Genomic DNA, 23,911 nt, shown 5'->3' on the forward strand with positions numbered 1-23,911 from the left:
TCGGTTACACACAGTCAATCACACATAGTCATCTACAATGGGGGCCTTGAGCCCCCGTTTTATTGGAAGCCCCATGCTGCAACTGCCGCCGCTCTCTCTCTATATTCATGTGCCCTGGTGCGTCCAGAAGTGCCCTTACTGTGACTTTAACTCCCATGCCCAGAAGGGGGAGTTGCCTCACCTCGAATATGTCGCCGCCCTGCTGGAGGATCTGGAGCAGGATCTGAAGTGGGCGCAGGGGCGGCCGCTCTCCTCGATCTTTATCGGCGGCGGCACCCCCAGCCTGTTGACGGTGGAGGCGATGCAAACCTTGCTGGACGGGGTGCGGGCCCGCATTCCGCTCGCCGCAGATTGCGAGATCACCATGGAAGCCAACCCGGGCACGGTAGAGGCGGACAAGTTCGCCGGTTTCCAGCGCGCTGGCATCAACCGTATCTCCATCGGTGTGCAGAGCTTCCAGCAGGAGAAGCTGACCCGCCTCGGTCGCATTCACGGCCCGGAAGAGGCGCGCAAGGCGGCGGCACTGGCCCACGCCATCAAGTTGCCTACCTTCAATCTGGATCTGATGCATGGTCTGCCGGATCAGAGTCTGGATGATGCCCTTTATGACCTGCAGCAGGCTATCGACTGCGCCCCGCCGCACCTCTCCTGGTATCAGCTCACCATAGAGCCGAACACGGCATTTGCCTCCAAACCACCCAAGCTGCCGGAAGATGACACTCTGTGGGACATCTACGAGCAGGGTCACGCCATGCTCACCGCCAGCGGTTATCGCCAGTACGAGATCTCGGCTTATGCCAAAGAGGGCTACCAGTGCCATCACAACCTCAACTACTGGCGTTTCGGCGACTATCTGGGGATTGGCTGTGGTGCCCACGGCAAGGTGACCGATCTCGCGGATAAGCAGATCCTGCGCACCGCCAAGATGAAGCATCCAAAAGGGTATCTGGACAAGAGTCGCCCCTATCTGGACGAGCAGTGGCAGGTGACGGCAGACGATCTGCCGCTCGAATACTTTATGAACCGCTTCCGCCTGTTTGAACCGGCCCCCAAGGCGGAGTTCGAGGCCTATACCGGCTTGCCGCTGGAAAGGGTAGAGACGGTGCTCGCCATCGCCCAAAGCAAGGAGCTGATCGAGGATTTGGGGGATAGCTGGCAGCTCACTTCTCTCGGCCATCGCTATCTCAACGTGCTGCTCGAACTCTTTATGGATGAGTGATACCAATCACATTAAAGATTCTCTCTCAACTTGAGAGAGGATGAGGAGAGGTAACCGTAGGGTGCAATGAAATTGCACCATTATTGGAGCCGCGAGGTTGCCGGTGCAATGCGCTTCGCTTATTGCACCCTACGTCTGTCGTGAGCCAGTTTTGGCGAACCGTGTTTCGAGATAACAATCAGGGCGCCAATGGCGCCCTGATTGTTTTGGTCGGTAGAAACCCGCTCAGTAGCAGACGCGGATCATCTGCTGTTGGCCGGGCTCCCACCGCTTGCCGAATTTGGCCTTGCGCTGGTAACTCCCCTTGCCCTTCTTGTTGCGCTCGACTCGGCTGCGAAACAGCGGATCGGAGAGCAGGGCATGCAGATGGTTATCCTTTATCTCGCCGCGCTGATGGGCATAGCAGCCCCCTTGCGCATCTTCCTCACGGGGGAGGGCGGGTTGGTCGACCCGGATCTTGGCCATGATGGCTCCTCTTCTTTTCTCTTGGTGTGTTGATGCTTGTGTCTGGATGGCGGTTTTCACTGCGGGCGCCTGTTCAGCTGAGCGCCCGGCAACCGGATGCACTGGCACCGGTTAAAAACGCGGCGATTTTGTCACCAAATCGCCGCCGGAGCAATGCATCGGGCGCGCCGAGTCAGTCACACTGAGCCAGGCACGCTCAGTCAGGCATACCATGTCAGCCGTGAACCGGGTCATGCTGGTCGTGGCTGTGGTGCTCGTGATGGGCCGGGGCACCAGATTCCAGCGTCTCGAGGATGGCGCAGTGCTCCGCCGAGCGCGGCCCGCCGCAGCAGATATTGGAGAGCTCGCGCAGATTGTCGCGAAAGCGGGTCAGTTCGATGATCTTCTGCTCCACCTGGGCCAGCTTGGTGTCAGCTACTGCTTTCACCTCCTGACAGGTGACTTTGGCCTTGTTGGTATCGAGGTCGAGCAGCTCGCCGATATCGGCCAGCGAGAATCCCACCGACTTGGCGCGGATAATAAACTCCAGCCGCCGCTTGTCCTGTTCGCTGTAGAGGCGGTAGCCGGATTCGTTACGGATCTCCGGTGAGATAAGCCCGTTCTTCTCGTAAAAACGCAGGGTATCTGCCTTGACCCCGCACGCCTTGGCCAGTTCACCGATCCGATACATGCTCTATCTCCCCTTGAATGTATGCCGCTACAAAAACCGGAATCCACTATCACCCCTTTGCCCATGGATTGCCAGCCAAGGGCATAAAAGGGGCAGATAAACATCTCCTGGCGACCCTTTTTCCCATAAAACACTGAAAGTGCAAACGTTTCGAAAAAATCAAGTGGAAAACGTTTAACGCCGCGCCAAATAAGGCTTTGCTGTTTCAAAAAATCCACCACAGGTCACATTTTTTGTGTAGAATACGCGCCCATAACAGAGCGCCGCACCAAGCGGGCATTTCTTAAAACGCTTTTGCCGGATGTCGGGGCGAGAGTGGTTTGCGAAATCCCCCACTTCCATTTATTTGGGGACTCTCTGTGTTGAGCCTCGCCTCCCATGGAACGGTCCCCGTTATGTTGAGGACGATAGTGTGATGGAACAAGCTCGACCCATTCGCCGTGCACTGCTGAGTGTGTCTGACAAAACTGGCATTTTGGAATTTGCCAAGGCACTCAACGAGCGTGGTGTTGCCCTGCTCTCCACGGGCGGTACCGCCAAGCTGCTTGGCGAGGCGGGTCTGCCGGTGACCGAGGTCTCCGACTACACGGGTTTCCCTGAAATGATGGATGGCCGGGTCAAGACCCTGCATCCCAAGGTTCATGGCGGCATCCTCGGCCGTCGGGATCAGGATGACGCCATCATGGCCCAGCACGCTATCTCCCCCATCGACATGGTTGTCGTCAACCTCTACCCCTTTGCTGCCACCGTAGCCAAAGCGGGTTGTACCCTGGCCGATGCGGTCGAGAACATCGACATCGGCGGCCCGACCATGGTGCGTTCTGCCGCCAAAAACCATAAAGATGTCGCTATCGTCGTCAAAGCTGCCGACTACGATCGCGTTATTCGCGAAATGGATGCCAACGGCAACAGCCTGAAACTGGCGACCCGTTTCGATCTGGCCATCGCCGCATTCGAGCACACTGCTGCCTACGACGGCATGATCGCCAACTACTTCGGCACCATGGTTCCTTCCTACGGTGACAACAAGGAGGGTGACGAGGAGTCCCGCTTCCCGCGCACCTTCAACAGCCAGTTCATCAAGAAGCAGGACATGCGTTACGGCGAGAACAGCCATCAGGCAGCCGCCTTCTACGCCGAAGAGCATGCCGCTCCGGGTTCTGTCTCCAGCGCTATCCAGCTGCAGGGCAAGGCGCTCTCCTACAACAACATCGCCGATACCGATGCGGCGCTGGAGTGTGTTAAGGAGTTCGACGAGCCAGCCTGCGTCATCGTCAAGCATGCCAACCCCTGCGGTGTGGCCATCGGTAACGACCTGCTGAGTGCCTACGATCGCGCTTACCAGACCGACCCCACCTCCGCCTTCGGCGGCATCATCGCCTTCAACCGCGAGCTGGATGGTGCCACTGCCGCAGCCATCGTGGCCCGCCAGTTTGTCGAAGTGATCATCGCCCCGACCGTCAGCCAGGAGGCCCGCGATGCGGTCGCCGCCAAGCAGAACGTGCGTCTGCTCGAATGCGGTCAGTGGACGGCTCCGGCGCAAGGGTTTGACCTCAAGCGCGTCAACGGCGGCTTGCTGGTGCAGGAGCGGGATCTCGGCATGGTGACGCTGGGTGACCTGACCGTGGTCAGCAAGCGCCAGCCGACCGAGGCCGAGCTGCAGGATCTGCTGTTTTGCTGGAAAGTGGCCAAGTTCGTCAAATCCAATGCCATCGTCTACGCCAAAGATGGCCAAACCATCGGCGTCGGTGCCGGTCAGATGAGCCGTGTTTATTCGGCCAAAATCGCCGGTATCAAGGCGGCGGACGAAGGGTTGACTGTGGCGGGCTCCGTGATGGCCTCCGATGCCTTCTTCCCGTTCCGCGACGGTATCGATGCTGCCGCTCAGGCTGGTATCTCCTGCGTGATCCAGCCGGGTGGCTCGATGCGCGATCAGGAGGTGATCGATGCCGCCGACGAACACGGTATGTGCATGGTCTTCACCAACATGCGCCATTTCCGTCATTGATGGGTCAGGGGCTGCCGATGGCGGCCCTTTTGTTGTCTCTTTTCAACTGACTATTTCCGCTGACTGACGGCCCGGGTGGCCGTCCAGTGACCACAAATAGAAGCGAGCGATACGATGAAAGTACTGATCATTGGCAACGGTGGCCGCGAACACGCCCTGGCCTGGAAGGCCAAACACTCCCCACTGGTACGTCACGTTTTTGTGGCGCCGGGCAATGCGGGCACCCAGCTTGAGCCGGGTGTCGAGAACGTTGCCATCGACGCGACCGATATCGAAGGGCTGCTGGCCTTTGCCAAAGAGAAGCAGGTCGGCCTCACCATCGTCGGGCCGGAAGCGCCGCTGGTGAAAGGGGTGGTGGATGCCTTCCGCGCCGCCGGTCAGCCGATCTTTGGCCCAACCGCTGCCGCTGCCCAGCTGGAAGGTTCCAAGGCTTTCACCAAGGATTTCCTGGCCCGTCACGCCATCCCGACCGCCGAGTACCAGAACTTCACCGAAGTGGAGCCTGCACTCGCCTACTTGCGCGAGAAAGGCGCCCCCATCGTCATCAAGGCCGATGGTCTGGCGGCGGGCAAAGGGGTGATTGTCGCCATGACCTTGCAGGAAGCGGAAGATGCGGTGCGCGACATGCTCTCCGGCAATGCCTTTGGCGAAGCGGGTTCCCGGGTGGTGATTGAGGAGTTTCTGGAGGGTGAAGAGGCAAGCTTCATCGTCATGGTCGATGGCGATCACGTGCTGCCGATGGCCACCAGTCAGGATCACAAGCGGGTTGGCGACGGTGATACCGGTCTCAACACCGGCGGTATGGGGGCTTACTCCCCGGCGCCTGTGGTGACCGCCGAGGTACATCGACGCGTGATGGAGCAGGTGATCATGCCGACCGTGCGCGGCATGGCGGCTGAGGGCAACGTCTACACCGGTTTCCTCTACGCCGGTCTGATGATCGACGGTGCAGGCAATCCCAAGGTGATCGAGTTCAACTGCCGTTTCGGCGATCCCGAGACCCAGCCCATCATGCTGCGGATGCAATCCGATCTGGTGGAGCTCTGCCTGGCCGCTTGCGCAGGCAAGCTGGATCAGAAAGAGGCCATCTATGATCCCCGCGCCGCCATCGGCGTGGTGTTGGCGGCGGGAGGCTATCCCGGCGATTACAGCACCAACCACCCCATCAGCGGCTTGCCGGTGGATGAAGTGGCGGGTGAGAAGGTGTTCCATGCCGGTACCCGTCTGGAGGGCGATACCAGCCTGACCGCTGGCGGCCGCGTGTTGTGCGCAACCGCCCTCGGCCACACTGTGGCAGAAGCCCAGCAGCGTGCCTATCAGCTCGCTGGCCGCATCAAGTGGGATGGCGTCTTCTACCGCAAGGATATCGGCTGGCGCGCCATTGCTCGCGAACAGGAGTAACTGACGCAAGCCATTGGCCAGCTGATTCAGACCCCGCTACGGCGGGGTTTTTTGTCCCTGTTTACCGCTTTCAACCATCCTCATGGTGCGCGTCACCTGCGTTCAATCAGTTACCAAGCGCAAACAAACGCGGCATATCTGTCACTATTTGCCACAAAAAACAGCATTTTTCACAAACGTTTCACCATGAGTCATGGCATCATGCTGGTGATGAATTCTTGTTTGGATTCATAAGTACCCCTAACAATTCGAGCATGTCGTTATATAAGGAAATCCCATGTTGAAAACCGTCCGCCCCCTGCTGCTGCCCCTGATGTTTGGCCTGATGACCCTGCCTGCCGTGGCGGGTGATCTGGAACAGCCGATGAAGAAGATTGGCTTCAACTACAAGCAGGCCGTCAAGGCTGATGATGCAGCCACGATGGAGAAGCACATCAACGAGATGAAGGCCCAGCTGGATGTGGCCAAGCAGAAGAACATGCCGGCCGCCAAGAAAGAGAAATTTCTTGAAGGGATGAATGAGGTACAGACCGAGCTGGACGCCAGCCTGGCCGCACTCAAGGCGGGTGATGAGGCCAAGGCGCGCGAACATCTGGCCAAGGTCAACGACCTGAAGAAGGAGTACCACAAATATGCCAAGCAAAAAGGGTGAGCCCTTTCGCTGGGATCCGCTGGTTCGCCTGACCCACTGGGGCTTGGTGGCGGTCTGCATCAGCAATCTCTGGGTTAACGAAGCGGGCGAGGAGTGGCACGAGTGGCTGGGTTACGGCGCCATTGGGCTGGTCTCCTTGCGTCTGCTCTGGGGGCTTACTTTTGCCCGTGGCTACGCTCGCCTTGGTGCCCTCATCCCCAGTGGTGATGATTTTCGCCAGCAAGCGCGCGAGATGCGTGAGCGGCAGCCTCCGGCACCGGGTCATCACGGTAGCGGCAAGCTGGCCGTGTGGGCGCTCTGGCTGGTTGTGCTGGCCACTGCTGGCAGCGGCTGGTTTCAAAATACCGAGACGGGATTTGAACTGGGGGCTGACGAGTGGCATGAGTGGTGCGTGGTGGCGCTGCAGGGGTTGATTGGTCTGCATCTGCTGGCCATCGTTTTCACCTCCTGGCGTCAGCGCAGCAATCTGGTTACCCGGATGCTGCCTGCCGGGCGTCGCTCATCCATCCAGAGCGGCAGCAACGAGCAAACCTGAGGCTCAGCATTAGGCTCCTTGTCTCTGAGTGAGGCGCCTGATCCGGACCCTGCCCAGACCTGCCCATGGCGGGTCTTTTCTATGACCTCATCGAGCTCATCACTGGACATTACCCGATCTGCAGATGCAAAAAGGCCGCTCATGATGAGCGGCCTTTTTCAATTTGGTGGCCCCTGGGGGACTTGAACCCACGACCAATCGATTATGAGTCGACTGCTCTGACCAACTGAGCTAAGGGGCCAAATTGTGCATTTAGCGGCGTGGATTATAGGGGAAGAGGAAAGGGCAGTCTATAGGCATATCAACCACTTGGCGACTAATTATCCAGGTCGATAGAGGGTGCAAAGCGGGTCGCAAGGGTAAATGCCAGACAAAACAAAGCCCCGCATGGCGGGGCTTTGGCAGAGCAGTTTGACACAGGGTCAGGACTATTCGTCCAGGAAGCTGCGCAGCACTTCCGAGCGGCTCGGGTGGCGCAGTTTGCGCAGTGCCTTGGCTTCGATCTGACGAATACGCTCACGGGTAACGTCGAACTGTTTGCCCACTTCCTCGAGGGTGTGGTCAGTGTTCATGTCGATACCGAAACGCATCCGCAGTACCTTGGCTTCGCGGGCGGTCAGGCCAGCAAGCACTTCGCGGGTGGCGTTGCGCAGGCTTTCGCTGGTCGCCGCATCCGCTGGCAGAGCCAGGGTGGTATCTTCGATGAAGTCGCCCAAGTGGGAATCTTCATCATCACCGATGGGCGTCTCCATGGAGATAGGCTCTTTGGCGATCTTCAGTACCTTGCGGATCTTGTCTTCCGGCATGCCCATGCGCATGGCCAGCTCTTCCGGGTTCGGTTCGCGACCCATCTCCTGCAGCATCTGACGGGAGATACGGTTGAGCTTGTTGATGGTCTCGATCATGTGTACCGGGATTCGGATGGTACGGGCCTGATCCGCGATGGAGCGGGTAATGGCCTGACGGATCCACCAGGTTGCATAGGTCGAGAACTTGTAGCCACGACGGTATTCAAACTTGTCTACCGCCTTCATCAGACCGATGTTGCCCTCCTGGATCAGATCCAGAAACTGCAGACCGCGGTTGGTGTACTTCTTGGCGATAGAGATAACCAGACGCAAGTTGGCCTCAACCATCTCTTTCTTCGCACGGCGGGCTTTGGCCTCACCGATGCTCATGCGACGGTTGATATCCTTGATCTGGGCAATCGACAGACCGGTCTCTTCTTCAATCTGCTGCAGCTTGCCGATGGCGCGCTGAATATCCTCGTCCATTTCAACCAGACGGGGAGACCAGGCTTTACCAGCCTGCTTCTGGTATTCGAACCAAGCAGTTTCACACTCGTTGTTGGTGAAGGCCGCGACGAAGGTTTTCTTCGGCATCTTGGCCTGCTCAACGCAGAGCTTCATGATGATGCGTTCCTGCACGCGGACGCGCTCCATCATTTCACGCATGTTGTTGACCAGGCGATCGAACTGCTTGGGCATCAGGCGGAATTGACGGAATACATCGGCCAGCTGGGCGATGGCGGCCTGGGTATCTTCGTGTGCGCGACCATTCTTCTGAATGGAGAGGCGGGTCACTTCATACTGGGCACGCAGTTCACCAAACTTCTCGCGAGCGACTTCCGGATCCGGACCACCGTCACCGTCGTCGTCAGAGCTGTCGCCATCTTCGTCTTCGTCTTCTTCGTCTTCTTCATCTTCGTCGGCCAGATCGTCTTCGCCGAGCTCGGAACCGATATGCGTGGCGGTAGGCGCCATATCTTCAGTTTCGTTCGGGTCAATAAAGCCAGAGATAATGTCAGAGAGACGCAGCTGCTCGGCTTCGTACTTGTCGTACTGTTCGAGCAGGTAAGTAATTGCTTCAGGGTACTCTGCTACGGAGCTTTGTACCTGGTTGATACCGTCTTCGATCCGCTTGGCGATGTCGATTTCGCCTTCACGGGTCAGCAGTTCGACGGTACCCATTTCCCGCATGTACATGCGGACGGGATCGGTCGTGCGACCAATCTCAGATTCAACAGATGCCAGAGCCTGGGCCGCTGCTTCGGCAGCGTCCTCATCGGCGGTACCACCTTCAGCCATGATAAGGTCATCGGCATCCGGAGCGTTTTCAACCACTTGAATGCCCATATCGTTGATCATCTGAATGATGTCTTCGATCTGGTCTGAATCGACAATGTCTTGCGGGAGGTGATCGTTCACCTCGGCATAGGTCAGGTAGCCCTGTTCTTTACCTTTGGCAACGAGGAGTTTAAGCTGAGACTGCGGGGTTTGCTCCATAGAACTCATCCGGTTGGTGTTGCTAGGTTGCGCGTACAGTGCGCTGCTGCGCAAATAGCCAATTCTAATAGAAAACCGCCAGACATGCTATGTCTGGTTGCGGCGTCGGTCATGAGAAACCCCTGCCCGCAGTATTGTCGGGGCCAGGCGGTTATAAAATTTTTGCTTTTCATCCCGTCGATTCGGGCAACGCTATCCATATTGGGACTAATCACTTAAATATCAAGCCCCACTCTCATTTCTTTTCTCAATTTGCACCTCTCTTATCAGCATCATCAGCTCTTGGGTTTCTTCGGAGCTTAGTCCTTCCTGAGCCACTTTGGCCTGCAATTCTTCGATCCGCTGTTTCAGAAACTGGTTGATGAAGCCGACGAAGGTGTCCTGCAATTCTCCCAGAATATCCGGCTCCTGATCGAGTTTGATCTCCTCGAACAGGTCGTGCATGGCCAGCTGAGCAAGGATTTCTCCCTCCTTGGTACCACGCCAGTGTTCCAGCAGGATACCTGTGGTAATACCGGGCTGTGCCAGGATCTGCTGGTGCAGTTGCAGCAGAAACTTGATGCCCTGTACGCGTAGTCCGGCCAATTCCGGCATGGGGGGGAGCTCAGCCGTTACTGCCGGATATTGCACCATCAGTGCCAGCGCACGCCGCAGTGGCGTCAGCTTGGCTGCCTTGGGTTTGTTGACCTCGGCCTTGGGCTGGCTGTTGCGGGCAAAGAGCTCGGCGATGCGCTGCTTGTTCTCGCCCCAACGCATCATGCTGGAGAGACGAGTGATCAGCCCTTCGCGGGTAAACCCTTCCGGTACGCGACGAATAAGCTCGGCGGCCTTGTTGGCCACTTCGAACTTGCCTGCCTCACCGGAGAGCGCCGCATCCCGGCCGAGACGCTCGAACATGAAGTCGGCGAACGGTTGGGCTTCATCGAGCAGGGCTTCAAAACCCTCCTTGCCGATCTGGCGCACCAGAGAGTCGGGATCCTCGCCATCGGGCAGGAACACGAACTTCAGCTCGCGGCCATCCTGCAGATGAGGGAGGGCATTATCCAGCGCGCGCCAGGCGGCTTCACGACCGGCATTGTCACCGTCGTAGCAGCAGACCACCTCGGCAGTGGTGCGAAACAGGGTGTGGATATGGTCGCTGGTGGTCGCAGTGCCCAGTGCCGCCACTGCATAGTCGATGTCGTACTGACCGAGTGCCACCACATCCATGTAGCCTTCCACCACCAGGATCCTGCGTGGATCCTTGTGTGCCTGCTTTACTTCGTAGAGACCGAACAGCTCCCGCCCTTTATGGAAGATGGGGGTCTCCGGCGAGTTCAGGTACTTGGGGGTGCCATCACCGAGCACCCGGCCACCGAAACCGATGACCCGGCCACGCTTGTCGCGGATCGGGAACATGATGCGATCGCGGAAACGGTCATAGCTGCCCGGGCCATTGTCACGGGTGATCAGCATGCCGCCCGAGATAAGCAGCTGTTCGTGATCCCGGCTGGCGCCGAAGCGGCGGCGTACCTGATCCCAGTCACTTGGGGCATAACCGATGTTGAAGCGCTTGACTACTTCGCCGGTCAGACCACGCCCTTTGAGGTACTCCACCGCGTGGGGGGCACTCTTGAGATTGCTCTCGTAGAAGCGGGCTATCTGGTTCATCAGCTCGAACAGATCCTTGCTGACGGCGGGCTGGCTATTGGCCGAGCCGCCGATGCTCTGCTCGCGAGGTACCTGCATGCCTTGCATGCTGGCGAGCTCTTCGATGGCATCGGGAAATTCGAGACCGTCGTACTCCATGACAAAGCCGATGGCATTGCCATGGGCGCCACAACCGAAACAGTGGTAGAACTGCTTCTCCTGGCTGACGGTAAAAGAGGGGCTTTTTTCGTTATGAAAAGGGCAGCAAGCCTGGTAGTTCTTACCGGCTTTTTTCAGCCGCACTCGCGAGTCGATCAGCTCGACTATGTCTGTGCGTACGAGCAGATCGTCGATAAAGGATTGTGGGATCCTGCCTGCCATAACCGTCCTGTTTCATTGCGGAGAAAATAAAAAAGCCGCGCATTCCAAGGGAAGCACGGCTTCTTTGACCAAACAAGAGAGTTGCCTGTTACGCCAAGCGGGTTTTCACCTGAGCACTGACGGCGCCGACATCGGCACGCCCCTGAATTTTCGGCTTCAAGACAGCCATGACCTTGCCCATATCAGCCATGACGGCAGCACCACTTTCAGTGATGGCTTGCTCGATCAGGGCTGCAATTTCATCTGCGGTCAACTGTTGCGGCAGGAACTCCTGCAACACAACGATCTCGGCGGACTCTTTGTCGGCGAGATCCTGGCGACCTGCAGCTTCAAATTGGCTGATGGAATCGCGGCGCTGTTTGACCATTTTGGTCACGACAGCGAGGATATCCTCATCATTCAGCTCGATACGGGTATCGACTTCACGTTGCTTGATTTCTGCCATCAACAACCGGATAGCGCCCAACCGTGGCTTGTCTTTGGCAAGCATGGCGAGCTTTTGCTGATCCTTGAGTTGATCCTTCAGAGACACGGCAATATCTCCCGATTAGTACAGGCGGATACGACGTGCGTTTTCGCGAGACAGCTTCTTGGCGTGACGCTTGACAGCAGACGCTTTGGCGCGCTTACGAATGGTAGTCGGCTTCTCGTAGAACTCACGGCTACGAACTTCGGACAGGATACCGGCTTTTTCGCAAGAACGCTTGAAACGACGCAGAGCAACGTCAAACGGCTCATTTTCACGGACTTTGATTACTGGCATGTGCCTTTCACCTCAGTGATAAATTGTTAGCTGACCTTCAATCGATCAGCATGTCTTAAAATGGTGCGAAATTATACTCTGGACAGGGAATGAAAGTAAACCCGCAGAGATCGCTCTGGTTTAAAAAACCCGCGAAGGTTACCATAGCCGTCTCATTTTAGCAGTGAAATTTTTTAGCAATGCGTGTATTGGGCATAGAGACATCCTGTGACGAAACCGGGATCGCGATCTTCGACGATCAAAAAGGGATCCTTTCCCATCAGTTATACAGCCAGGTCAAGCTGCATGCGGACTACGGTGGCGTTGTCCCCGAACTCGCCAGCCGGGATCATGTTCGCAAGACGATCCCGTTGATCCAGGCCGCATTGCAAGAGGCGGGACTGGGCAAAGATGACATCGACGGCATCGCGTATACCGCGGGTCCGGGTCTGGTTGGCGCCATTCTGGTGGGGGCGACCATTGGCCGTTCGCTGGCGATGGCATGGAACAAGCCTGCTATCGCCGTCCACCATATGGAAGGCCACCTGCTGGCTCCCATGCTGGAAGAAAAGGCCCCCGAGTTCCCCTTCGTGGCGCTGCTGGTCTCCGGTGGTCACTCCATGCTGGTGCGGGTTGACGGCATCGGCAGCTATCAGCTGTTGGGCGAATCCATCGACGATGCCGCTGGCGAAGCGTTCGACAAGACCGCCAAGCTGATGGGGCTGGACTATCCGGGTGGTCCGCTGCTCTCCCGTCTGGCCGAGAAGGGCACTAAGGGGCGCTTCCACTTCCCCCGTCCCATGACTGACCGTCCCGGGCTCGACATGAGCTTCTCCGGCCTCAAGACCTTCACAGCCAACACCATCGCCGCCAATGGTGATGATGAACAGACCCGTGCCGATATCGCTCGGGCGTTTGAAGATGCGGTGGTCGATACCTTGGCCATCAAGTGCCGTCGTGCCTTGAAGGAGACCGGTCTCACGCGTCTGGTGGTCGCCGGTGGCGTCAGTGCCAACCGTCATCTGCGTGCCCAGCTGGCCGAGCTGATGGAGAGCCTCAAGGGCGAGGTGTTCTATCCGCGCACGGAATATTGCACTGATAACGGCGCCATGATCGCTTACGCCGGTATGCAGCGCCTGAAAGCGGGCGTGTTCGAACCTCTGGTGGTCAAAGCCGTGCCGCGCTGGCCGCTGGATACCCTGGATCCGGTCTGATCCGAAGGATCCCGTCTTCTGGCGTGGTGGTGAGTACCATGGTGGCCTACTACTCCGGCAATCTGGCAGTGGTGGTTATAGCGCCGCTGGCACGCTGTTGTGGTGTCTGCTGTCGCCGTGGTTGAGCCATCCGGATAATACGTCAGGTCTCTCGCTGCCAGACAGCCAAGCCAAGTACAGAGTAAAGAGATAAAAAAATCCCCGCCAACTGGCGGGGATTTTTTATTTGGCGATCGGCAGGCGATGAATTACAGCAGGATGCCGCCGAAGAAGAAGCCCAGTGCCACGGCGATGGCGATGGTGGCGGTGCCCGGTACGAAGAAGGGATGGTTGAAGACCGCCTTACCGATACGGGTGGAGCCGGTGTCGTCCATCTCTACCGCGGCCAGCAGAGTCGGGTAGGTCGGCAGTACGAACAGGGCGCTCACGGCTGCGAAGGAGGCAATCGCAGTCAGCGGGCTGACACCCAGTGCCAGTGCGGCAGGCATCAGGGCTTTGGTGGTGGCGCCTTGTGAATAGAGCAGCATGGCAGCGAAGAACAGCACCACGGCCAGCAGCCAGGAGTACTGGTTCAGCAGGTCGCCAGCGATCAGCTGGATGGTGTCCATGTTGCCTTTCACGAAGACGTTACCCAGCCAGGCCACACCCAGTACGCAGATACAGGCGGACATACCGGACTTGAAGGTCGGCATGTTGGTCACTTGGGTGGCGTCCAGTTTGCACACCAGGGTCATGATGGTGGCCGCGGCCAGCATGATGCCCATGATGGCGCCGTCACGGGGGATCGGCGGGTTGGTGATCAGGCCCACTTTACCGGAGATGGCAGTGGCATAAGCCATGACAGCAACGATGGCGGCGATGAAGATCCAGACAGACAGTTTGGCGTACGGTTTGATCTCGAGCTTGGTAGTACCACGCAGTTTGATCAGGCCCTTGGCTTTACGCTCCAGATAGACTTCGTCCTGGTCCAGCGGTTTGCCCATCATGTTGGCAATGAAGGCGCCCAGGATACAGGCCAGGAAGGTAGAGGGGATGCAGATGGCCAGCAGGGTCAGGTAGTCAACACCAAACGGCTCGAGCATGCCGGAGAAGGCAACCACAGCGGCAGAGATCGGGGAAGCTGTGATGGCGATCTGGGAGGCGACAACCGCGATGGAGAGCGGACGTGATGGGCGGATCCCTTGCTCTTTGGCCACTTCAGCGATCACCGGCAGGGTGGAGAAGGCGGTATGACCGGTACCGGCCAGCATGGTCATCAGGTAGGTGACCACCGGGGCGGCGAAGGTAATGTATTTGGGGTTCTTGCGCAGCGCTTTTTCTGCCAGGAAGACCAGATAGTCCATCCCGCCAGCCAGTTGCATACAGGCGATGGCGCAGATGACGGACGCGATGATCATGATCACATCCCAAGGGATGTAGCTGACCAGTTGATCGCTCGGGATGGGCATGCCCAGACCCCACGTCAATACCAGTACCCCCAGACCACCGGCAAAGCCGATGCCGATGCTGCCTATCCGGGCCCCCAGATAGATAGCGGCGAGCACGACAAGTAACTCGATTCCAATCATAGCGATAACTCCATTTTTTAGTTTTTGGTTTTTATTTGGCAAAAAGCCAATTCCCGATCGGGCTGGGGATAAAGACCAATCGGGAACTGACTTTATGGGCCGGGAAGATCCCGGCCCATACTCGCTTATACGGCAGCTTCGCGGGTGAAACGCTTGGCTTTGTATTGCGGGTTCATCAGGTTCTCGATGGAGAGAATTTCGTCCAGCTGCTCGGCGCTCAGCAGGCCGCGCTCAAGAACGACTTCGCGGACGTTCTTGCCGGTCTGGGCACAGATCTTGCCGACGATATCCCCTTCGTGGTGGCCGATGAAGGGGTTCAGGTAGGTCACGATACCGATGGAGTTCAGCACGTGATTCATGCAGATTTCCGGGTTGGCGGTGATACCTTCCACGCACTTCTCGCGCAGGGAAATGCAGGCTTTTTCCATCAGGCTCAGGGATTCGAACATCGCCTGACCAATCACTGGCTCCATGACGTTCAGCTGCAGCTGACCGGCTTCGGCGGCGAAGGTGATGGTGATGTCGTTACCGAATACCTTGAAGCAGGATTGGTTGACCACTTCCGGGATAACCGGGTTGACCTTGGCCGGCATGATGGAGGAACCCGCCTGCATTTCCGGCAGGTTGATCTCTTTCAGTGCAGTGCGCGGGCCGGAGGAGAGCAGACGCAGGTCGTTACAGATCTTGGACAGCTTCATGGCCAGACGCTTGATGGCGCCGTGCAGCATGACGTAGGCGCCACAGTCGGAGGTCGCTTCAATCAGATCTTCTGCCGGTACATAGGCACGACCGGTGATCTCGGCCAGACGCTTGATGGCCAGTGCAGAGTACTCGGGCGGAGTGTTCAGACCGGTACCGATGGCGGTAGCGCCCAGGTTCACTTCCAGCAGCAGCTCCTGGCAACGCTTGATGGACTTGATCTCTTCACGCAGTGTCACGGCGAATGCGTGGAACTCCTGACCCAGGGTCATCGGAACCGCATCTTGCAGCTGGGTACGACCCATCTTCAGGATGTTTTTGAACTCTTTCGCTTTGGCATCGAATGCCGCGATCAGGTGCTCCAGCGCGTGCAGAGTCACATCAGTGCTGTTGACCACAGCAACGCGGAAGCCGGTGGGGTAGGCATCGTTGGTGGACTGGCACTTGTTGACGTGGTCGTTCGGGTTGATGACGTCGTAACGGCCTTTCTCCAGACCCATGATTTCCAGGGCGATGTTGGCCAGTACTTCGTTGGTGTTCATGTTGACGGAGGTGCCGGCACCACCCTGGTAAACGTCGACCGGGAACTGGTCGAAGCATTTGCCGGTGTTCAGCATCAGGTCGCAGGCTTCTACGATCTTGTCAGCAATTTCAGGACGGATGGTACCCAATTCACCGTTTGCCAGCGCAGCGGCCTTCTTGGTCAGCACCATACCGCGGACGAATTCCGGAACGTCAGAAATCTTCTGAGAGCTGATCTTGAAGTTCTCGACAGCGCGCAGGGTATGCACACCGTAGTAGAGATCATTGGAAACTTCTTTGGTGCCCAGCAGGTCTTCTTCAATGCGGACGTTCTTGATGTCGCTCATTGTAATGCCTCAGAAATCAGATAAATGGAAAAATCCTCACCGAGTGGTCGCGAGTTCCTTGCGCACAGCTCATCCTGAAGCACCACACATCGAGTGGGGCGGTTGGGAGAATGACCTCCCGAAAAACTAATCAATATACTACTCCAATTGAGGTATCGGTTATTAGAGGTGGATCACTAAATTTGCGACATTTTCAAATTACTTTGAGGAAAGTACACATATGTTATGAAGTTTTTATCATGATGATTTTTATAATTTTTTGTGACTTTTTGCTGGTTTTTTAGATTGCTGATGACGTAGGAGTCAGTTGACCAACTTGAAAAGAGGGGGGCCGCCCCCATTTATTCAGGGCAGAAAGTGGTGATGATGGGGTGGCAAAATCGCCTCTGGCCATCGTTGCATGGGTGCCACTTTTTCTCAATTTACCGGTGCTGGAGTGGATATGGGCAAGTTGTTTTTGTTGTTGGTGGGTCTGGTTGTACTGGAACTCACCGTGATGATCGAGGTCGGCTCGGTAATCGGGGCGCTGCCGACTGTCGGCTTGCTCATACTGACCGCAGTATTGGGTTCCTCGCTGGTGCGCAGTGAAGGGATCAAAACCCTGTTCAGCGCCCAGCAAAAGATGCAGATGGGCGAGATGCCAGGCCGCGAGGTGATGGGGGGCATGATGCTGGCATTGGCTGGCTTGCTGCTGATTATCCCGGGTTTCGTGACCGACATTTTCGGTGTGCTGTTGCTGCAACCTTGGCTGCGCAACAAACTGGCTGACAAGCTGATCGGCAGCAGCCAGTTCCGGATGCAGATGGGTGGTTTCCAGCCTACTCAATCGCCGTTTGGCAACGCACCGTCCGATGATCATCTGGGAAACGCCAAGCAGGGCGGCACCACCATCGAAGGCGAATTTGAGCGCAAAGAGTAATCGACGAGACGAAAACCCGAGGAGAGTGACTGAATCAGGGTTTGCCCTGATGGCACAAGGCCTCGAAGCGGTGTCGGGCATACCACCATGCGAGGGTGCCCGCCGCCAGATTGGCCAGCAAGATCCCCAGATATATCCCCTGTTCTCCCCCCAGCTTTGCCCCCAGCCAGGCTCCTGGCAACAGAAAACCAAACAGCCGCAATCCGTTGAACAAAAACGAGATACTGGATGCTCGCACGCCATTTAGCGCCGAGGCCAGCAGCATCACCATGCCCTGAAAGCCGTAACCGATCGGCACCAGATGCAGATAGAGAATGATGAGGCGAATGACCTGCGGATGATCGCTGAACAGATTGGCGATGAGTGGCGCCAGTAGCCAGGTCAGGCCATAGATGGCGAGCTGGAACAGCAACGCAAACCTCATGCAGCTCTGCAGTGCAGCTTTGGCCCGGGCCGGATTACCGGCACCGCAGTTTTGCGAGATGAAAGGGGCCAGTACGGAGGCGAGGGCCATCATCACAATCAGCAGCAGTGCCTCGACCCGCGACGCGGCGCCGTAAGCGGCCACCACCTCGGTACCCAGACCGGCGAAAATCATCATCAGCACCGCATTGGCCAGGGGGTTGAGCATATTGGTAAAAGAGGCGGGGACGGCGACATGGAGTAACGCCCGCCAGTGGGATAGCAACCGAGCCCGCGGCGAGAGGCGCCACAGCAGCAAGCCCTCCCGATGACGCAGGATATAGAGGCTGACAAGCATCGCCATCAACCAGGAGATAGAAGTCGCGATGGCGGCCCCGCGGATCCCCCATTCGGGAAAGGGGCCGATACCGAAGATCAACAGAGGATCCAGTACCCCGTTGACCAGCCCGGCTACTGCCATCACCAGACTGGGGGTTTTGGTATCGCCGGTCGCCCGGATGGCGGCATTGCCCACCATGGGCAGCACCAGCATGGGGACGGTGAGATACCAGATCAGCATGTAGTCATGGATGAGGGAGATAAGCTCGGCACTGGCCCCCAGCAGAGTAAACAGAGGCTTGATGGTGAGAGCCCCCCCCGCGGAGAGCAGGGCCACCATGATCACCGCCAGAAACAGACTGTCGGTGGCGAGATGGGCCGCCTCATCGTGTTTGCCCTGCCCCAGGGTATGACCGATCACCGCAGACAATCCGGCGCCCAATCCCATCGCCAGCGAGGTAACCACAAAAGTGACAGGAAAGGTAAAACTGATGGCGGCCAGAGCTTCGGTGCCCAGCATACCGATAAAAAAGGTATCGACCAGATTGAAGGCCAGAATGGCGATGATGCCGAAGATCATGGGGCCCGTCATCTGGCGCAGTACGACCGGAATAGGGGCTGTCAACATGGGGTTGGTGCGGGTCAAGGGCTCGTCTCTACAGCTGGCTTTGAAGGTTCTGGCATGGAAACCGGGCGGCTTGAACCGACCTTGCACCAGAGTGCGGACATGGCTGAACCATCGAAGATGTTTATAGTACGTGAAAAAATTTTTTTTGTATTTGCCCTTGAAGGGTTAGCAACTCTGCCCCACATCAGGGACATATCTAATTTGGCCTGGAACGGCCATTCCTCAAAGCAACAATGAGACTCATTTTGGGAGAGTTATCGATGAAAATTCGTCCACTGCACGACCGCGTCATCATCAAGCGCATCGAAGCTGAAGCCAAATCTGCCGGCGGTATCGTCTTGACTGGTACTGCGGCCCAGAAGTCCACCCGTGGTGAAGTGCTTGCCGTGGGGACTGGTCGCATCCTGGATAATGGCGAAGTCAAAGCGCTGGCCGTGAAGGTTGGTGACAAGGTTATCTTCAACGAAGGCTACGGTGTCAAGACCGAGAAGCTGGATGGTCAGGACGTCCTGATCCTCTCCGAAACCGACATCCTGGCGATTGTCGAAGAGTAATCCATCCTCCTTTTCCCCGAATTGATTTAAGGATTGAAGAAAAATGGCAGCTAAAGACGTTAAGTTTGGTAACGAAGCCCGCATCAAGATGCTGGAAGGCGTAAACATCCTGGCTGATGCCGTCAAGGTGACTCTGGGCCCGAAAGGCCGCAACGTGGTGCTGGACAAGTCCTTCGGCGCCCCGACCATCACTAAAGATGGTGTGTCTGTTGCGCGCGAAATCGAGCTGGAAGACAAGTTCCAGAACATGGGCGCCCAGATGGTCAAGGAAGTGGCTTCCAAGGCGAACGATGCCGCCGGTGACGGTACCACTACTGCAACCGTTCTGGCTCAGGCCATCGTCAACGAAGGTCTGAAAGCCGTTGCCGCCGGTATGAACCCGATGGATCTGAAGCGCGGTATCGACAAAGCCGTTGTGGCTGCCGTTGCCGAGCTGCAGGCGCTGTCCCAGCCGTGCGCTGACAGCAATGCCATTGCTCAGGTGGGCACCATCTCCGCCAACTCCGACGAGAAAGTGGGCAAACTGATTGCTGAAGCCATGGACAAAGTGGGTCGCGATGGCGTCATCACCGTTGAAGATGGTCAGGGTCTGGAAGATGAGTTGGCAGTTGTTGAAGGTATGCAGTTCGACCGCGGCTACCTGTCCCCCTACTTCATCAACAAGCAAGAGACCGGTTCCGTTGAACTGGACGACCCGTTCATCCTGCTGGTTGACAAGAAAGTCTCCAACATCCGCGAAATGCTGCCGGTGCTGGAAGGCGTTGCCAAAGCTGGCAAGCCGCTGCTGATTGTTGCTGAAGACGTAGAAGGCGAAGCCCTGGCGACTCTGGTGGTTAACACCATGCGCGGTATCGTGAAAGTGGCTGCCGTCAAGGCGCCTGGCTTCGGTGACCGTCGCAAGGCCATGCTGCAGGATATCGCCGTACTGACTGGCGGTACCGTCATCTCTGAAGAAGTTGGCATGGAGTTGGAAAAAGCGACTCTGGAAGATCTGGGTCGTGCCAAGCGCATCGTCATCACCAAAGAGAACACCACCATCATCGATGGCGTGGGTGATGCCGGTGTGATCGAAGGTCGTGTTGCCCAGATCCGTCAGCAGATCGAAGAGACCTCTTCCGACTACGATCGTGAGAAGCTGCAAGAGCGCGTAGCCAAGCTGGCTGGCGGTGTTGCCGTGATCAAGGTTGGCGCAGCCACCGAAGTCGAGATGAAAGAGAAAAAAGCACGCGTGGAAGATGCCCTGCACGCTACCCGCGCCGCGGTTGAAGAAGGTGTGGTTGCCGGTGGTGGTGTCGCGCTGGTTCGCGTTGCAGCCAAACTGGCTGGTCTGCGCGGTGACAACGAAGACCAGAACGTCGGTATCAAGGTTGCCCTGCGCGCCATGGAAGCCCCGCTGCGTCAAATCGTCATCAACGCCGGTGAGGAAGCCTCCGTCATTGCCAACGCAGTGAAGAACGGCGAAGGCAACTTCGGTTACAACGCTTACAGCGAACAGTATGGCGACATGCTGGCCATGGGTATCCTGGATCCGACTAAGGTAACCCGTTCCGCCCTGCAGTTTGCCTCTTCCATCGCCGGTCTGATGATAACCACCGAGTGCATGGTCACCGAACTGCCGAAGAAAGATACCCCTGCCATGCCTGACATGGGCGGCATGGGTGGCATGGGCATGATGTAATCATCCCCCCTTGCTCTGTTTGACAAACGGCTCGCTCAAGGCGAGCCGTTTTTTTATATCTGGCTAAACTGAGTCTGTTGAGACAGCAAATTTGGGGGTGATATGAAAATGTTTGGTTGGCTGACACTACTGTGTTCATTGGTCATCATGCCGGTGATGGCTGCTGAGGCGCTGACTGGGCCGGTGATCCTGAAAGTGGGTGGCAACATCAGGTCGGCAGACGAAGTTGATGGCAAGGTGTTGTTTGATCTGGCAAAACTACAGGCTCTGCCGCAACATGAGATAGTGACCGGCAACCCGTGGGTGGATAAGCCGCACACCTACAGAGGCCCAAAACTGGCCGATGTATTGGCTGCAGTCGGTGCGGATGGCAAGGCCATTACGTTGACGGCACTGAACAGTTTCCAGATCCGCATTGAATGGGACAAGGTTGCCAAATACGAGCCCATTCTTGCATGGGAAGACAATGGGGTTGTCATGCGGGTACGTGACAAGGGGCCGGTCTGGTTTATGCTGCCTCTTGATCAATATCCGGAATTGAAGCGATCCGAATATACCGACATGATGATCTGGCAGCTGGATTTGATAGACATTCAGCACTGATAAAAACAGCACGGGAGCATGGGGTGAAAGGAAAGACCAGGGCGTGGCCACTGCTCGTCATTCTGTATGTATCCATCCTGTTGTTTACCGGGAGCACCCTCTATTGCCTGATGCAGATCCAGAATGCGACCAGAGCGATGGAGAAATACACCTATGATGTCTCCTGGGCGCTGATGCAGTTGCAGCTGGAGCTCGGTCGTTTCCTCAATGCGGTAGAGGTCTATCACTATGGCGGGATTGATCATGACACCTTGATGTTGCGTTATGACATTCTCTGGAGCAGAACGCCCATCCTGTTGAGCGGCCAGCTGCGCAAGAGCATGCAGGACAAGCAGAAAACCTTGCGTCTAGTGCAGCTGATTGAAACCAATATTCGCCAAATAGAGCCCGACATCACCAAGTTGCAAAGCGGGGCATCTGACTATCAGCAGATCATGATGCGCCTTGCCCCGCTGCAAGAGCCGCTCTCCTACTCCCTCGCTTCTGTGATGCAGAAGAACATTAACGTCTATTCCGAGAACGATCGCCATTTTGGCCAATTGCGCAATGCCTTGTTGCTGATGGTCTCCGGTCTGGTCATGTCAGTGCTGCTACTCAGCATGCTGCTTATATATGAAGGGCGTCGCCATTTCAGAGTGGCCAGACGGGATCCGCTGACCGGGTTGTCCAACCGGGTTGCTTTGTTGGAGCGGATGGAGCTGTACGCCACACAGGAAGTGCCGTTTGGACTGGTGCTGGTCGATATCAACGACTTCAGGGATATCAACAGCAAGTTTGGCTATGACACCGGTGATTATCTGCTTTGTGAGTTTGCCACCCGGATCAGAGTGCTCTGTGAAGAGGGCGAGTGGAGCGGACGTCTGGGAGGAGATCAATTTGCCATTATTCAGCGTGGCAGCAGCGATCTGCGTCAGGTCAGGGAGCTGGTAGCGCGATTGCTGCATGCTCTGAAGCAAGATATCGTCTATGACAACTATCCCTTCCGGCTTGAAGTCGGGATCGGGATTGCCTTCTATCCGATGGACAGCGACAAGACTCAGGAGCTGTTGAGTCGTGCGGAACAGGCCTTGTTCCATAGTCGCAAGACCCATGTCCCCTATGTGATTTACGATAACTCCCTGCTCAACGAGACGGCGCGGCGCAAACATCTGGCGTCGGACATGATCATGGCGCTGGAACACAATGCGCTAGAACTCTATTACCAACCCATCGTCAATCTAGAGAGTGGTCGCTGCGAAGCTGTCGAGGCTCTGCTGCGCTGGCGGCATCCGGAACTCGGCTTCATTCCGCCAAACGAAGTGATCATGGTGGCCGAGGAGTTCCAGCTTGCCGAACGGGTTGGGAGCTGGGTGCTGAACACAGCTTGCGAGCAGCTCTATCAGTGGCACCAGCTTGGTATGGTTGATCTGCAAATGTGTGTGAATATTTCGCCGGGCATGTACCAGCGTAATTTGCTCAAATTGGTGGCCAAGGCATTGATGGAGCACCATCTTCCTGCCCGTAGCCTGGTCTTGGAGGTCACGGAAGATACCACCATGCGCGAAGTGAAGAACTCGCTGCAACTGATGCAGGATCTCAATCAGCAGGGGGTACTGCTGGCATTAGACGATTTTGGGACTGGTTATTCCTCTTTGAGTTATCTGCAAAAGTTACCGGTCAGCAAAGTGAAGATCGACCGCTCCTTTATACAAGGAATTGACACTTCAATGGAGGCATCCGAACTGGTCGCCAATATTTGCCGGATGGGGTCGATGCTGGGCAAGAGTCTGGTGTGTGAAGGGATTGAGACACAGGCGCAGTTGGATGTGCTGCGATCCCTGACCGATATCCACTTGTATGGACAGGGCTATCTGTTCAGCCGACCGGAGCAGGCGGAGAAAATCTATCAGACCTTGTTGGAGATGGAGGAGCTTTGGCTAGCACGTCAACAATCCGAAATGGCATATATGAGTTGAAGGGCTGGGGAGTTCTTGGCTGTTATCTGCCTCAAGAATGTGTGATTTAGTTCGAATTTCCTTCTTTTTGTTTGTTGTTTGAACGGTCGTGCGGTTTTATCAAAAAAAATGCAATTTAGCCTTGCCAGAAAGAATCTGTTCCCTATAATGCGCCTCCATCGACAGGGCAGGCGGCAACGCAGAAAGCCAAGTCGATAACCTCGAAAAGCCTTTGCAAATAAGGCTTGACTCGAGAAGGCGGTTGAGTAGAATGCTACTCCCGCAGCAACACACTGTTGCGTCGCTCTTTAACAATTTGAATCAAGCAATCTGTGTGGGCACTCACAGCATCGAACATCAAAAACAATTTTTGATTTTCAATGTCTGGTGAAGTGACCAAGACGATTTCTTAGCAATAAGAAGTCGAACAGTTTATTTCAGCAATTCATTGAGCCGCTTTTCGAAGCAACCAAACTTAAATTGAAGAGTTTGATCATGGCTCAGATTGAACGCTGGC

Annotated in this window: 20 protein-coding genes and 1 tRNA gene; 11 read left to right on the forward strand and 10 right to left on the reverse strand. The window is 56.5% G+C overall.

What is annotated here, in order from left to right:
• Positions 1–73: 73 nt before the first annotated feature.
• On the forward strand, positions 74–1,219 hold the full coding sequence (hemW, locus tag AB5Y73_RS19665) for a radical SAM family heme chaperone HemW (RefSeq protein ID WP_107683758.1): 1,146 nt from the start codon (positions 74–76) through the stop codon (positions 1,217–1,219).
• 225 nt (positions 1,220–1,444) lie between these two features.
• On the opposite strand, the gene AB5Y73_RS19670 is transcribed toward hemW, so the two are convergent.
• Positions 1,445–1,684 (reverse strand): alternative ribosome-rescue factor A, encoded by a 240-nt coding sequence (locus tag AB5Y73_RS19670; protein WP_107683757.1) that lies wholly within the window; start codon positions 1,682–1,684, stop codon positions 1,445–1,447.
• Positions 1,685–1,898: 214 nt separating this feature from the next.
• Positions 1,899–2,354: a Zn(2+)-responsive transcriptional regulator gene (gene zntR / locus AB5Y73_RS19675; RefSeq protein ID WP_107683756.1), complete on the reverse strand. Its 456-nt coding sequence runs from the start codon at positions 2,352–2,354 to the stop codon at positions 1,899–1,901.
• A 415-nt stretch (positions 2,355–2,769) separates the two neighbouring features.
• On the opposite strand from zntR, the gene purH reads away from it, so the two are divergent.
• The 4 genes from purH (at position 2,770) to AB5Y73_RS19695 (ending at position 6,950) form a co-directional block, all read left to right on the forward strand.
• Positions 2,770–4,362 (forward strand): bifunctional phosphoribosylaminoimidazolecarboxamide formyltransferase/IMP cyclohydrolase, encoded by a 1,593-nt coding sequence (gene purH / locus AB5Y73_RS19680; protein ID WP_042084461.1) that lies wholly within the window; start codon positions 2,770–2,772, stop codon positions 4,360–4,362.
• Positions 4,363–4,476: 114 nt separating this feature from the next.
• Positions 4,477–5,763, forward strand: a complete 1,287-nt coding sequence (purD, locus tag AB5Y73_RS19685; protein ID WP_118854283.1) for a phosphoribosylamine--glycine ligase — start codon at positions 4,477–4,479, stop codon at positions 5,761–5,763.
• A gap of 277 nt (positions 5,764–6,040) precedes the next feature.
• Complete coding sequence (locus tag AB5Y73_RS19690; protein ID WP_005349056.1) at positions 6,041–6,415, forward strand: cytochrome b562; 375 nt, start codon at positions 6,041–6,043, stop codon at positions 6,413–6,415.
• Positions 6,396–6,950: a cytochrome b/b6 domain-containing protein gene (locus AB5Y73_RS19695; protein ID WP_118854282.1), complete on the forward strand. Its 555-nt coding sequence runs from the start codon at positions 6,396–6,398 to the stop codon at positions 6,948–6,950. Before AB5Y73_RS19690 ends, AB5Y73_RS19695 begins: the two co-directional genes overlap by 20 nt.
• A gap of 164 nt (positions 6,951–7,114) precedes the next feature.
• On the opposite strand, the gene AB5Y73_RS19700 is transcribed toward AB5Y73_RS19695, so the two are convergent.
• The 5 genes from AB5Y73_RS19700 to rpsU form a co-directional block, all read right to left on the reverse strand.
• A tRNA-Ile gene (locus AB5Y73_RS19700) sits at positions 7,115–7,191 on the reverse strand.
• Positions 7,192–7,378: 187 nt separating this feature from the next.
• Positions 7,379–9,274, reverse strand: a complete 1,896-nt coding sequence (gene rpoD / locus AB5Y73_RS19705) for an RNA polymerase sigma factor RpoD (protein ID WP_263718854.1) — start codon at positions 9,272–9,274, stop codon at positions 7,379–7,381.
• Between the two features lie 183 nt (positions 9,275–9,457).
• Positions 9,458–11,245 carry a DNA primase gene (gene dnaG / locus AB5Y73_RS19710; RefSeq protein ID WP_107683753.1) on the reverse strand — a complete coding sequence of 596 codons (1,788 nt, stop codon included), beginning with the start codon at positions 11,243–11,245 and terminating at the stop codon, positions 9,458–9,460.
• Positions 11,246–11,333: 88 nt separating this feature from the next.
• Complete coding sequence (locus tag AB5Y73_RS19715) at positions 11,334–11,777, reverse strand: GatB/YqeY domain-containing protein (RefSeq protein WP_107683752.1); 444 nt, start codon at positions 11,775–11,777, stop codon at positions 11,334–11,336.
• 15 nt (positions 11,778–11,792) lie between these two features.
• A complete protein-coding gene (rpsU, locus tag AB5Y73_RS19720) occupies positions 11,793–12,008 on the reverse strand; it encodes a 30S ribosomal protein S21 (protein ID WP_005309452.1) in 216 nt (71 codons plus the stop codon).
• Positions 12,009–12,187: 179 nt separating this feature from the next.
• On the opposite strand from rpsU, the gene tsaD reads away from it, so the two are divergent.
• Entirely contained in the window at positions 12,188–13,201 is a 1,014-nt protein-coding gene (gene tsaD, locus AB5Y73_RS19725) for a tRNA (adenosine(37)-N6)-threonylcarbamoyltransferase complex transferase subunit TsaD (RefSeq protein WP_064337300.1), read from the forward strand.
• Positions 13,202–13,449: 248 nt separating this feature from the next.
• Here the strand turns inward: tsaD and AB5Y73_RS19730 are convergent, their stop codons facing one another.
• Both AB5Y73_RS19730 and aspA read right to left on the reverse strand, forming a co-directional pair.
• Positions 13,450–14,769 carry an anaerobic C4-dicarboxylate transporter gene (locus AB5Y73_RS19730; RefSeq protein ID WP_042052808.1) on the reverse strand — a complete coding sequence of 440 codons (1,320 nt, stop codon included), beginning with the start codon at positions 14,767–14,769 and terminating at the stop codon, positions 13,450–13,452.
• A 125-nt stretch (positions 14,770–14,894) separates the two neighbouring features.
• The gene (gene aspA / locus AB5Y73_RS19735) at positions 14,895–16,337 is read right to left on the reverse strand and encodes an aspartate ammonia-lyase (protein ID WP_005340569.1); all 1,443 of its coding nucleotides are present in this window, start codon (positions 16,335–16,337) and stop codon (positions 14,895–14,897) included.
• 442 nt (positions 16,338–16,779) lie between these two features.
• On the opposite strand from aspA, the gene AB5Y73_RS19740 reads away from it, so the two are divergent.
• On the forward strand, positions 16,780–17,256 hold the full coding sequence (locus tag AB5Y73_RS19740; RefSeq protein WP_005358147.1) for an FxsA family protein: 477 nt from the start codon (positions 16,780–16,782) through the stop codon (positions 17,254–17,256).
• A 34-nt stretch (positions 17,257–17,290) separates the two neighbouring features.
• On the opposite strand, the gene AB5Y73_RS19745 is transcribed toward AB5Y73_RS19740, so the two are convergent.
• Entirely contained in the window at positions 17,291–18,625 is a 1,335-nt protein-coding gene (locus tag AB5Y73_RS19745; RefSeq protein WP_234879876.1) for an MATE family efflux transporter, read from the reverse strand.
• 260 nt (positions 18,626–18,885) lie between these two features.
• On the opposite strand from AB5Y73_RS19745, the gene AB5Y73_RS19750 reads away from it, so the two are divergent.
• The 4 genes from AB5Y73_RS19750 to AB5Y73_RS19765 all read left to right on the forward strand — a co-directional run bounded on the left by AB5Y73_RS19750 (position 18,886) and on the right by AB5Y73_RS19765 (position 23,415).
• Positions 18,886–19,179 carry a co-chaperone GroES gene (locus AB5Y73_RS19750; protein WP_005340573.1) on the forward strand — a complete coding sequence of 98 codons (294 nt, stop codon included), beginning with the start codon at positions 18,886–18,888 and terminating at the stop codon, positions 19,177–19,179.
• Positions 19,180–19,222: 43 nt separating this feature from the next.
• On the forward strand, positions 19,223–20,857 hold the full coding sequence (groL, locus tag AB5Y73_RS19755) for a chaperonin GroEL (RefSeq protein ID WP_005340575.1): 1,635 nt from the start codon (positions 19,223–19,225) through the stop codon (positions 20,855–20,857).
• A 102-nt stretch (positions 20,858–20,959) separates the two neighbouring features.
• Positions 20,960–21,460, forward strand: a complete 501-nt coding sequence (locus tag AB5Y73_RS19760; RefSeq protein WP_162516121.1) for a molybdopterin-binding oxidoreductase — start codon at positions 20,960–20,962, stop codon at positions 21,458–21,460.
• A 23-nt stretch (positions 21,461–21,483) separates the two neighbouring features.
• Positions 21,484–23,415: a bifunctional diguanylate cyclase/phosphodiesterase gene (locus AB5Y73_RS19765; RefSeq protein ID WP_107683749.1), complete on the forward strand. Its 1,932-nt coding sequence runs from the start codon at positions 21,484–21,486 to the stop codon at positions 23,413–23,415.
• Positions 23,416–23,911: the final 496 nt, after the last annotated feature.

This window comes from Aeromonas sp. s7(2024) (assembly GCF_040907825.1).
GTDB lineage: Bacteria > Pseudomonadota > Gammaproteobacteria > Enterobacterales > Aeromonadaceae > Aeromonas > Aeromonas veronii.

Coding starts and splice junctions, on each gene's coding strand:
- AB5Y73_RS19690 (WP_005349056.1), top strand. CDS start 6,041: ATGTTGAAAACCGTCCGCCCCCTGCTGCTGCCCCTGATGTTTGGCCTG.
- AB5Y73_RS19750 (WP_005340573.1), top strand. CDS start 18,886: ATGAAAATTCGTCCACTGCACGACCGCGTCATCATCAAGCGCATCGAA.
- AB5Y73_RS19760 (WP_162516121.1), top strand. CDS start 20,960: ATGAAAATGTTTGGTTGGCTGACACTACTGTGTTCATTGGTCATCATG.
- zntR (WP_107683756.1), bottom strand. CDS start 2,354: ATGTATCGGATCGGTGAACTGGCCAAGGCGTGCGGGGTCAAGGCAGAT.
- purH (WP_042084461.1), top strand. CDS start 2,770: ATGGAACAAGCTCGACCCATTCGCCGTGCACTGCTGAGTGTGTCTGAC.
- tsaD (WP_064337300.1), top strand. CDS start 12,188: ATGCGTGTATTGGGCATAGAGACATCCTGTGACGAAACCGGGATCGCG.
- groL (WP_005340575.1), top strand. CDS start 19,223: ATGGCAGCTAAAGACGTTAAGTTTGGTAACGAAGCCCGCATCAAGATG.
- AB5Y73_RS19745 (WP_234879876.1), bottom strand. CDS start 18,625: ATGTTGACAGCCCCTATTCCGGTCGTACTGCGCCAGATGACGGGCCCC.
- AB5Y73_RS19670 (WP_107683757.1), bottom strand. CDS start 1,684: ATGGCCAAGATCCGGGTCGACCAACCCGCCCTCCCCCGTGAGGAAGAT.
- hemW (WP_107683758.1), top strand. CDS start 74: ATGCTGCAACTGCCGCCGCTCTCTCTCTATATTCATGTGCCCTGGTGC.
- aspA (WP_005340569.1), bottom strand. CDS start 16,337: ATGAGCGACATCAAGAACGTCCGCATTGAAGAAGACCTGCTGGGCACC.
- AB5Y73_RS19730 (WP_042052808.1), bottom strand. CDS start 14,769: ATGATTGGAATCGAGTTACTTGTCGTGCTCGCCGCTATCTATCTGGGG.
- dnaG (WP_107683753.1), bottom strand. CDS start 11,245: ATGGCAGGCAGGATCCCACAATCCTTTATCGACGATCTGCTCGTACGC.
- rpsU (WP_005309452.1), bottom strand. CDS start 12,008: ATGCCAGTAATCAAAGTCCGTGAAAATGAGCCGTTTGACGTTGCTCTG.
- purD (WP_118854283.1), top strand. CDS start 4,477: ATGAAAGTACTGATCATTGGCAACGGTGGCCGCGAACACGCCCTGGCC.
- AB5Y73_RS19740 (WP_005358147.1), top strand. CDS start 16,780: ATGGGCAAGTTGTTTTTGTTGTTGGTGGGTCTGGTTGTACTGGAACTC.
- AB5Y73_RS19695 (WP_118854282.1), top strand. CDS start 6,396: ATGCCAAGCAAAAAGGGTGAGCCCTTTCGCTGGGATCCGCTGGTTCGC.